We start from the raw sequence: 8,857 nt of genomic DNA on the forward strand, positions 1-8,857 counted from the left end.
TCCTCGGTGCCCTTGGCGCGCAGCTTCGGGGATGTCTTCTCGGCCTCGGCCTGGTTGGCCGCGAGCGTGGCCGCGATCTCCTCGAAGGCGAAGTGCAGCTGGTCCTCGGGCAGCTTCTCCGACTTCCGCCCGAACTGCATCCGCTGCAGCTTCGCCAGCAACGCCAGCAGCCGCTCGTTCCGCGCCAGCGCGTGGTCGCGCTCGCGCTCCACACGCTCACGTTCCTGCGCAGCAAGGTCGCGCTCGGCTGCGATGCCCTCGCGCTCGCGCCACGCCTGCAGCAACAGCGCGCGCAGCGCCGCCGGACCCTTCGGCAATTTCGTCACGTCATCACCAGCAGCGCGCATCGTGCCGACGATTCTACGCAGCCGCGCCCGGCTTGGGAATCTCCCGCAGCGCCTGCACGCGACGCCAGTCGATGCCATCGAACAGCGCGGCGAACTCCACCGGCGTCAGGCGCAGCACGCCGTCCACCACCGGCGGCCAGCGGAAGGCGCCGCCCTCCAGTTGCTTCCACACCAGCACCAGGCCGCTGCCATCCCAGAGCAAAATCTTCACCCGGTCCGCGCGGCGCGAACGGAATACCAGCACCACGCCCGAGAAGGGATCTTCCGCCAGCACATCCGCCGCCAGCGCAGCAAGGCCATGTGCGCCCTTCCTGAAGTCCACGGGTCGCGTCGCCAGCAGGATCCGCGCGCCTGACGGCAATGCGATCATGTCGCCGACGCCCGGATCGCGCGCAGCACCATGGCCAGCAGCGCCGCATCCGTGCCGGGCGCGACGCGCAGTTCCGCACCTGCCAGCCTCATCTCGATCCTTGGCCCGGGACGCGCCGATGGCGCCGCCGGATCCGACATGGCGCTCGGCCCCGCCGGCACGATCGCCACGAAGGCCGGCTCCGCCTGCGCGACGTGACGACAAGCCTGTGGCTACAGAATGCCGGGTTCATCTTCGTGCCCTTTATCGTTGCCAGCGCCGTCGCAGCCTGGTTCGGCATGAATGACATCGCCACGATGAAAGCGTCCTTCGCTGACCAGGCCGTCATCTTCCGGCGCCGGCACAACTGGATCATGTGCTGGCTCTACACGGGCACGTTCGGATCTTTCATCGGCTTTTCCGCAGCGTTTCCGCTGCTGTCCAAGATACTGTTTCCTGAAGTGGATGCCCTGGCCTACGCTTTCCTTGGGCCGCTGGTCGGTGCCTTGGCACGGGCCGGTGCCGGCAAGCCGTCCGATCGGTTCGGCGGCGGGCGCATCACCATCTGGGTTTTCGCGGCCATGATCCTGGGCACCGTGGGAATCCTCTATGCCATCGGTATGAAGGGCAACCCGATTGCTTTCTCGGTGTTCCTCGCCAGCTTTCTGTTCCTGTTCGCCGCCAGCGGCGTGGGCAACGCATCCACGTTCCAGATGATACCGGCGATCATGCGCCGGGAAGTGGCCCGGCTGGAGCCGGGCCTGAAGGGGGCCGATCTGGTGAAGCAATCCGATAAGGAATCGGCTGCCATCATCGGATTTACCTCAGCGGTGGCGGCCTACGGCGCCTTCTTCATCCCGAAGAGCTTCGGGAGTTCCATTGCCGCCACCGGCGGTGCGGAGGTGGCGCTCTATGGCTTCCTGATCTTCTACGTGACCTGCATTGGGGTGACTTGGTGGTTTTACACGAGGCGTGGCGGGCTGCTGTTCGATGTCGAGCATGCAATTGGGAAGGCGATCCCGACTAACACCGCCCCGTGAAGTAGGCGAGTGGCGGTGGGCTTCGTTAGCAGGTAGGGCACGGAGGAGAGTCTCGTATAGCCGAGCGGCAGTTTGGCTGATCCCAATGATGAGCTCTGCCAACGCGTTGTTGCACAAAGACTTGCGGGGCGCGCAGCGATGTCACGCACCACGCGTTTGGCGGTGAGGGCGGAGGAGTACTGGCTCATCTTCATTCTCCTGGGGTCAGGATGAGCCAGAAATCTTCCGTTCCTCAACGCCGCCCTTCTGTCTCAGGGGTGATGACGCCGGACACGTGGCTACCTCGGCAGCCTCCTGCGGCTGACGCTGCTGGCGCCGGATCTGGTGGAAGCGATCCTGGACGGCCGGCAGCCCGACAGCCTGTGTCTCGCGGGGCTGGCTGGCCCTGTCGCAGCCCTTTGGGGCGATCAGCACGCGACCTTCGGCATGACCGGGTTCGGTGGACCAGGCACTGGGCGCGCCGGCATGGTCGATCTGGCGCTGCTGCGCTTCGCGGAGGATGCGGATGCCGCTTGGCATGCGCTGGAACTGGCCGGCGTGCCCGTCAGGGTTTTGACCCCATCATCCTCCGGGCCGCGCCGTCTCCGCCTCGGCCACACGCCGCGCCGCGGCAACGAAGCTGTCCGGATTGAGCGAGATGGAATCGATCCCGCATTCCACCAGGAAGGCGGCGAATTCGGGATGGTTGCTCGGCGCCTCGCCGCAGATCCCGACCTTGATGCCGCAGAGATGGGCGCGACGGATGACATCGGCGATCATCCGCTTCACCGCCTCGTCCCGCTCGTCGAACAGTCCGCGCAATTCGGCGCTGTCGCGGTCCACGCCGAGCACCAGCTGGGTCAGGTCGTTGGAGCCGATCGAGAACCCGTCGAACCGCGCGGCGAATTCCTCCGTCAGGATCACATTGGCCGGGATCTCGCACATCATGTAGATCTGCAGGCCCTTTTCGCCGCGCTTCAGCCCGTGTTCGGCCATCAGCGCCAGCACCTGGTCCGCCTCGGCCGGGGTGCGGCAGAAGGGGATCATCAGGATGATGTTGTCGGCCCCGATCGTCTCGCGCGCCGCCACCATGGCCCGGCATTCCAACACGAACCCCTCGCGGTACCGCTCGCTGTAATAGCGGGAGGCGCCGCGCAGCCCGAGCATCGGATTCTCCTCCACCGGCTCGAACCCCGCCCCACCCAGCAGATGCGCGTATTCATTGCTCTTGAAATCCGACATGCGGACGATGACGGGGTGGGGATGGAACGGGGCCGCGATACGCGCGACGCCGCGCGCCAGGGTTTCCACGAAATAATCCGCCTTGTTGGCATAGCCGCTGGTCAGCGCCTCGATCTCCCGCCGCGCCGCGGGGTCGGTGACCGCATCGAAGCGCAGCAGCGCCATCGGATGCGCCTTGACCACGGCATTGATGATGAACTCCATCCGCGCCAGCCCGACACCCTGCGACGGCAGCCGCCAGGATCGCAGCGCCGCGGCCGGGGTCGCGATGTTCAGCATCATCGCCGTCCGCGTCTTCGGAATCGCGGCGAGGTCGATGTCGGTGGCCGAAAAATCGAGCACGCCGTCATAGACCAGCCCTTCCTCGCCCCCGGCGCAGGACAGCGTGACCTGCTGGCCGTCACGCAGCAGGCTGGTCGCCTGCTGCGTGCCGATCACCGCCGGCAGGCCAAGCTCGCGGCTGACGATGGCGGCGTGACTGGTGGCGCCGCCATGGTCGGTGATGATGCCGGCCGCCTTGCGCATCAGCGGCACCCAATCGGGGTCCGTGGCCTCGGCGACCAGCACGGCGCCGGCGGGAAAACCCGCGATGTCGTCGGGGCTATGGGCGATGCGGACCGGGCCGGCGGCGATCGCCTCACCCACCGCGGCGCCGCGCAGGATGGGCTGTGCCTTGGAGGTCAGGCGCCAACTGCGCAGCGTCGAGGATTGCCGCGTGCCATGCACCGTCTCCGGCCGCGCCTGCAGAATCCACAACTCGCCCTTCTCGCCGTCGCGGCCCCATTCCATGTCCATGGGCCGGCCGTAATGTTGTTCGATGGCGAGCGACCAGCGGGCCAGCTGCAGGATGTCCTGGTCCTCCAGCACAAAGCTCTTGCGTTCGCGCAGCCGCGTCGCGACCAGCGCGGTGCGGGCGCTGCCACCGCTCGCATAGATCATCTTGCGCGCCTTTCCGCCCAGGGTCTTTTCCAGGATCGGCACGCAGGCCGGATCGGCCAGCGGCGCCTTGAACACCAGATAGCGGTCGGGATCGACCTGGCCCTGCACGATCGGCTCGCCGAGGCCCCAGGCGGCGCTGATCACCACCACGCCCGGAAAGCCGCTCTCCGTGTCGATGGTGAACATGATGCCCGAACCGCCGAGATCGGCCCGCACCATCGCCTGCACCCCGACCGAAAGCGCGACCTTCAGATGGTCGAAGCCCTGCATCTCGCGGTAGCTGATGGCCCGGTCGGTGAACAGCGAGGCATAGCAGGCGCGGCAGGCCTGGAGCAGGGTGGCCTCGCCCTGGACATTGAGGAAGGTTTCCTGCTGGCCGGCGAAGCTCGCATTCGGCAGATCCTCGGCGGTTGCGCTGCTGCGCACCGCGACCGCGGGATCGGACAGGCCGCGGCGGCGGCCGAGTTCGCGATAGGCCTCGCGGATCGCCGCGGCGGTGGCGGCGGGGAATTCGCCGTCCAGGAACAGCCGGCGGATCGCGGCCCCGGTCTCCTGCAGGCTCGCCTTGCCGGCCTTAAAGGCGGCAAGCTGCGCCTGCATGGCGGTGGCGATGCCGTTCTCGGCGACATAGTCACGAAAGCTCGCCGCGGTGGTGGCAAAGCCCGGTGGCACCCGCACCCCGGCTCCGCCCAGCGCGCCGATCATCTCGCCCAATGAGGCGTTCTTGCCGCCGACACGCGGCACATCGGCCACACCGACCGTCTCCAGCCAAAGCAGGGGCGGCTCCGCCATCGGGGCCTGAGGCAGGGGAGCAATGGGCGATGACATGGCGCTGTCCTCCAGCTGTTGCGGCCATCACGACCGGGACGCGATGGTCTCACATTGATCCGGCGCAAGGCGTGGCGTGCCACGCCGCCGTACGCGAACTCCTTGGCGAGGAGGCAGACACCATGACCGAACTGAACGTGCTGGCCGAGGTTGCGGCCGAACGCACCCGGCAGGATGCGCAATGGGGCGGGGCAGAGCATGACGACGCCGTGCCGCTGGATACCTTCGTCCAGCTCATCATGGATTACGCCGGCTGGGCGCGGGCCAAGGCGCGGGAGGGGTCGCCCGTCGAGGCGCGGCAGCGGCTGGTCCAGGTCGCCGCCCTGGCGGTCGCGGCCACCGAAAGCCTCACGCGCCGAGGCGTCGGGGTGGTCGCGGTGCCGCCGCCCGCGCCAGCCACCCCGTCGCAGGGCATCGCCTGGGAGTAACCCGCCCCTACGACCAGCCGGTTCGAGGTGTCCCATGGACCATGCCAAGCTGCCCTTCCGCGACCGCACCGACGCCGGGCGGCGTCTTGGCCGCCTGCTCGCCGCGCGAGGTTTCGCCGCACCCGCCGTCTATGCGTTGCCGCGCGGCGGTGTGCCGGTGGCGGCCGAGGTGGCCGCGGCGCTTTCGGCACCGCTCGATCTGATCCTTGCGCGCAAGCTCGGCGCCCCGGGCCAGCCCGAACTGGCGATTGGCGCAGTGGCCGAGGGCAGCCCGCCCGAGCTTGTGCTGGACCCGGAGGCGGTCGCGCTGACCGGCGCCGATCCGGCCTATCTCGCGCGGGAGGAGGCCGCGGCGCTGCGGGAGATCGCCCGTCGTCGCGCCCGCTACCTGGCTGGGCGGGACAGCATCGACCCGGCCGGGCGCTGCGCAATCCTGGTGGATGACGGGCTTGCCACCGGTGCGACGGCCCGGGCGGCGCTGCGGGCGCTGCGCCGCCGTGGCCCGGCCCGGCTGATCCTGGCCGTGCCGGTTGGCACGCCCGAGGCCTGCGCGGCGCTGGCGGCGGAGGCGGATGTGGTGATCACCCTGGTCGAGAGCGGAATCCCGCGTGGCATTGGCGGCTGTTACCTCGACTTCCACCAACTGGAGGATGCGGAGGTGATCGAGGCGCTGCGCCAGGCTACCCACCGCGCCTGAGGACGCCCACAACACCGGACGTCGCCGCTCCCATCCGTGGGCTTGGGTAGAGCTTGTCGGTGGGCGACGGCAGCATTGGGTCGTTCGCTGACGTCTTGGCCTTGTCTGGCAGATGCGTCGGGTCGGTGCGGGAGGATGGTGTGACCCAGGCTGCGGTTCCGGTCCTGGCCTCCCGTCGTCGCGTTATGGCCGGCGCTCGGCAAGCGCTGTCGTGTCCGGCTCAGGCACCGCGCCTCCGATCAAGGCCGCAAGCTCGGCCTCGTTGAGCGTTTCAGTGACCAGCAGCCTGCGCGTCGCGCGCTCCAGCAGATCGCGCCGCGCCGCCAGCAGCGCCACCGCACGATCGAAAGCCCGGTCGACGATGGCGCGCACCTCGGCATCGATCGTATCGGCCAGCGCTGCCCCGTAGTCACGTTCGCGGCGCTCCTCGACAAAGCTGTTCTGCGCCAGGAAGGAATGCGGCTCCCGGTCGAGCGCGACGTGGCCGAGCTTCTCGGACATGCCGTAGCGGGTCACCATGGCGCGCGCGATGTCGGTGGCCTTGGCGAGGTCGTCGGCGGCCCCGGTCGAGAGATGTTCATAGACGATCCACTCCGCCGCCCTGCCGCCCAGCAGCACGGCCATCCTGTTCTCCAGATCCTCCCGCGTCATCAGGAAGCGATCCTCCGTCGGCCGCTGGATGGTGTAGCCAAGCGCGCCGACCCCGCGCGGGATGATCGAAACCTTGTGCACAGGGTCCACGCCGGGCAGCGCCGTGGCCACCAGCGCATGGCCCATCTCGTGATAGGCGACGGCCTCGCGCTCCTTGGGGTTCAGCAGCCGGTTGTGCTTCTCCAGCCCCGCCACGATGCGTTCGACCGCATTGTCGAAATCCTGCATGGTCACGGCATCGGCACGCCGGCGCGTCGCCAGCAGCGTCGCCTCATTCACCAGATTGGCGAGATCGGCCCCGGTGAAGCCGGGCGTCAGCGCCGCGACCTTCTCCGCATCGACCTCGGCGGCAAGCTTCGCCTTCTTCAGATGCACCTTGAGGATCTGCACACGGCCGATCTTGTCGGGCCGATCGACCAGCACCTGCCGGTCGAACCGCCCCGCGCGCAGCAAGGCGGGGTCCAGGATTTCCGGGCGGTTGGTCGCGGCGAGCAGCACGACCCCGACCGAGGTGTCGAAGCCGTCGAGTTCGGCCAGGAGCTGGTTCAGGGTCTGCTCCTTCTCATCGTGGCCGCCGATGAGCGAACTGACCCCCCGGGCGCGGCCGAGCGCGTCGAGCTCGTCGATGAAGATGATGGCCGGTGCCTTGGCGCGCGCCTGTTCGAACAGGTCGCGGACCCTGGCCGCGCCGACGCCGACGAACATCTCGACGAACTCGGAGCCGGAGATCGAGAAGAAGGGCACCTTGGCCTCGCCTGCGACGGCCTTGGCAAGAAGGGTCTTGCCGGTGCCCGGCGGCCCGATCAGCAGCACGCCGCGGGGCATGCGCCCGCCGAGCCTGCCATACTCCGCAGGATTCTTCAGGAAAGCGACGATTTCCTTCAGCTCATCCTTGGCTTCATCCACGCCGGCGACATCATCGAAGGTGACGCCGGTATCGGTCTGGGCATAGACCCGGGCCGTGCTCTTGCCGATCTGCAGCAGGCCGCCGCCCATGCCGCCGCTCATGCGCCGGATCAGGAACATCCACACGCCGACAAACAGCGCCACGGGGATGATCCAGGACAGCAGGTCGCGCAGCAACGTGCTCTCGATCTGGCCGGTGACGACGACATCGTGCTGCCGGAGCTGGTCGGCGAACTCCGGCTCGACCCGGGTGGTGATGAACCGCGTCTGGCCGCCCACGAGCGGCTCCTTGAGGCGGCCCTGGATGAAGCGGTCGGAGACGGCAACCTCGGCGACCTTGCCGTCGCGGAGATAGGTCTCGAAGGCACTGTAGGGAATCTGGGCGACCTGCTGCGACGTTGTGTAGACATACTGGAACAGCAGCAGGCCCGCGAAGGCCGCGACCCAGTACCAGATGTTGAAATGCGCCTTCTTGTCCATCGCCCGACCGCTCCTCAGCCCTCTCGAACCTGGGCAGGCGCAGGATAGCGGCGAACGGCGCTCTCGCCCTTGATCGATGACAAGCGGTGGGAGGAAGGCCGCCTTGCCGCCGGCCGCTCCATCGTCCAGACCCTGATCCTGGCCGATCTCAACAGCTGCACCAAGGCAGAGGAGAGGTGTCGCCTGGGGGCAGAGCGTCGATGACGGAGCATATGCGAGCGCTGGCGGAGGATATTCTGCGGCTTCAGGCCGAGCTGGACCGGGAGATCGAGCAGCGGCGGAAGGTGCTGGGGTGGCACCTGCGCGATCGGTTCGTCGAGTTCGAACACGGCATCACCGTCGAACACCGCCGTCTCCGAAGGAGCGTGAGGGGCTTTCTCGCGCAATCCTCCCTCGGAGCCATCCTGAGCGCGCCGGTGATCTATTCCCTGATCATCCCGCTGCTGATCGTGGATGCCTGGGCGAGCCTCTACCAGGCCATCTGCTTTCGCCTCTATCGCCTGCCGCTGGTGCGGCGCGCGGACCATATCGCCTTTGACCGCCAGCATCTTGCCTATCTGAACTGGATCGAGGCGACCAACTGCGCCTTCTGCAGCTATGCCAATGGCGTGATCGGCTATGTCCGCGAGATCGCCAGCCGGACCGAGCAATACTGGTGCCCGATCAAGCATGCCTTGCGGGTTTCCGATCCCCATCGGCGCTACCAGGCGTTCCTCGAGTATGGCGATGCCGATGGCTATCGCGCGCGCCTGGAGGAGTTTCGCGACCGGCTGCGGAAGGATGCCGCGCCCGAGGCGGTGGCGGTCGAGCCGGCGAAACCGCTCTAGAGCGGGATGCGTTTAGGTTCGATTGTATCCTGAATGGGTGAAATAGTTGGTGCATTCCGCGGGTGTGTAGGTGTCGAGGAGAGTGCCGATGGTAGCGCAGACGGCGTCGCTGGTGCGCGCGGCGGCCTTGCGCAGCAGGTGTTT

10 protein-coding genes are annotated in these 8,857 nt (G+C 67.9%); 5 read left to right on the forward strand and 5 right to left on the reverse strand.

The window, feature by feature from the left end:
* Positions 1-347, reverse strand: a 347-nt coding sequence (locus C8P66_RS24860) for a transposase (RefSeq protein ID WP_211314259.1), incomplete at its 3' end; no start/stop codon positions are given.
* Positions 348-360: 13 nt separating this feature from the next.
* The gene (gene tnpB, locus C8P66_RS23110) at positions 361-717 is read right to left on the reverse strand and encodes an IS66 family insertion sequence element accessory protein TnpB (RefSeq protein ID WP_111400641.1); all 357 of its coding nucleotides are present in this window, start codon (positions 715-717) and stop codon (positions 361-363) included.
* A gap of 30 nt (positions 718-747) precedes the next feature.
* Here tnpB and C8P66_RS23975 point away from each other — a divergent pair, with 30 nt between their 5' ends.
* Both C8P66_RS23975 and C8P66_RS23115 read left to right on the forward strand, forming a co-directional pair.
* Positions 748-915 (forward strand): hypothetical protein, encoded by a 168-nt coding sequence (locus C8P66_RS23975; RefSeq protein ID WP_158537366.1) that lies wholly within the window; start codon positions 748-750, stop codon positions 913-915.
* Positions 912-1,736 carry an MFS transporter gene (locus C8P66_RS23115; RefSeq protein ID WP_211314260.1) on the forward strand — a complete coding sequence of 275 codons (825 nt, stop codon included), beginning with the start codon at positions 912-914 and terminating at the stop codon, positions 1,734-1,736. The genes C8P66_RS23975 and C8P66_RS23115 overlap by 4 nt, the downstream gene beginning before the upstream one ends.
* Before the next feature lie 204 nt (positions 1,737-1,940).
* Here the strand turns inward: C8P66_RS23115 and C8P66_RS23695 are convergent, their stop codons facing one another.
* Together C8P66_RS23695 and ppsA are read right to left on the reverse strand one after the other, a co-directional pair.
* The gene (locus C8P66_RS23695) at positions 1,941-2,255 is read right to left on the reverse strand and encodes a hypothetical protein (RefSeq protein ID WP_146423048.1); all 315 of its coding nucleotides are present in this window, start codon (positions 2,253-2,255) and stop codon (positions 1,941-1,943) included.
* A 42-nt stretch (positions 2,256-2,297) separates the two neighbouring features.
* Positions 2,298-4,688: a phosphoenolpyruvate synthase gene (ppsA, locus tag C8P66_RS23120; RefSeq protein ID WP_111400642.1), complete on the reverse strand. Its 2,391-nt coding sequence runs from the start codon at positions 4,686-4,688 to the stop codon at positions 2,298-2,300.
* Between the two features lie 158 nt (positions 4,689-4,846).
* On the opposite strand from ppsA, the gene C8P66_RS23125 reads away from it, so the two are divergent.
* Together C8P66_RS23125 and C8P66_RS23130 are read left to right on the forward strand one after the other, a co-directional pair.
* Positions 4,847-5,152: a hypothetical protein gene (locus tag C8P66_RS23125; RefSeq protein WP_111400643.1), complete on the forward strand. Its 306-nt coding sequence runs from the start codon at positions 4,847-4,849 to the stop codon at positions 5,150-5,152.
* 34 nt (positions 5,153-5,186) lie between these two features.
* Entirely contained in the window at positions 5,187-5,849 is a 663-nt protein-coding gene (locus C8P66_RS23130) for a phosphoribosyltransferase (RefSeq protein ID WP_111400644.1), read from the forward strand.
* 183 nt (positions 5,850-6,032) lie between these two features.
* On the opposite strand, the gene ftsH is transcribed toward C8P66_RS23130, so the two are convergent.
* Positions 6,033-7,886, reverse strand: a complete 1,854-nt coding sequence (ftsH, locus tag C8P66_RS23135; protein ID WP_111400645.1) for an ATP-dependent zinc metalloprotease FtsH — start codon at positions 7,884-7,886, stop codon at positions 6,033-6,035.
* A gap of 212 nt (positions 7,887-8,098) precedes the next feature.
* Between ftsH and C8P66_RS23140 the strand changes: the two genes are divergently transcribed.
* Complete coding sequence (locus C8P66_RS23140) at positions 8,099-8,713, forward strand: hypothetical protein (RefSeq protein WP_211314261.1); 615 nt, start codon at positions 8,099-8,101, stop codon at positions 8,711-8,713.
* Positions 8,714-8,857 lie beyond the last annotated feature (144 nt).

Origin of the sequence: Humitalea rosea (genome assembly GCF_003253705.1) — a bacterium.
GTDB lineage: Bacteria > Pseudomonadota > Alphaproteobacteria > Acetobacterales > Acetobacteraceae > Humitalea > Humitalea rosea.

What these genes read in the sequence shown, in the direction of transcription:
- C8P66_RS23130 (WP_111400644.1), top strand. Translation starts at nt 5,187, where the DNA reads ATGGACCATGCCAAGCTGCCCTTCCGCGACCGCACCGACGCCGGGCGG.
- C8P66_RS23140 (WP_211314261.1), top strand. Translation starts at nt 8,099, where the DNA reads ATGCGAGCGCTGGCGGAGGATATTCTGCGGCTTCAGGCCGAGCTGGAC.
- C8P66_RS23695 (WP_146423048.1), bottom strand. Translation starts at nt 2,255, where the DNA reads ATGCCAAGCGGCATCCGCATCCTCCGCGAAGCGCAGCAGCGCCAGATC.
- ftsH (WP_111400645.1), bottom strand. Translation starts at nt 7,886, where the DNA reads ATGGACAAGAAGGCGCATTTCAACATCTGGTACTGGGTCGCGGCCTTC.
- C8P66_RS23975 (WP_158537366.1), top strand. Translation starts at nt 748, where the DNA reads ATGGCCAGCAGCGCCGCATCCGTGCCGGGCGCGACGCGCAGTTCCGCA.
- tnpB (WP_111400641.1), bottom strand. Translation starts at nt 717, where the DNA reads ATGATCGCATTGCCGTCAGGCGCGCGGATCCTGCTGGCGACGCGACCC.
- ppsA (WP_111400642.1), bottom strand. Translation starts at nt 4,688, where the DNA reads ATGGCGGAGCCGCCCCTGCTTTGGCTGGAGACGGTCGGTGTGGCCGAT.
- C8P66_RS23125 (WP_111400643.1), top strand. Translation starts at nt 4,847, where the DNA reads ATGACCGAACTGAACGTGCTGGCCGAGGTTGCGGCCGAACGCACCCGG.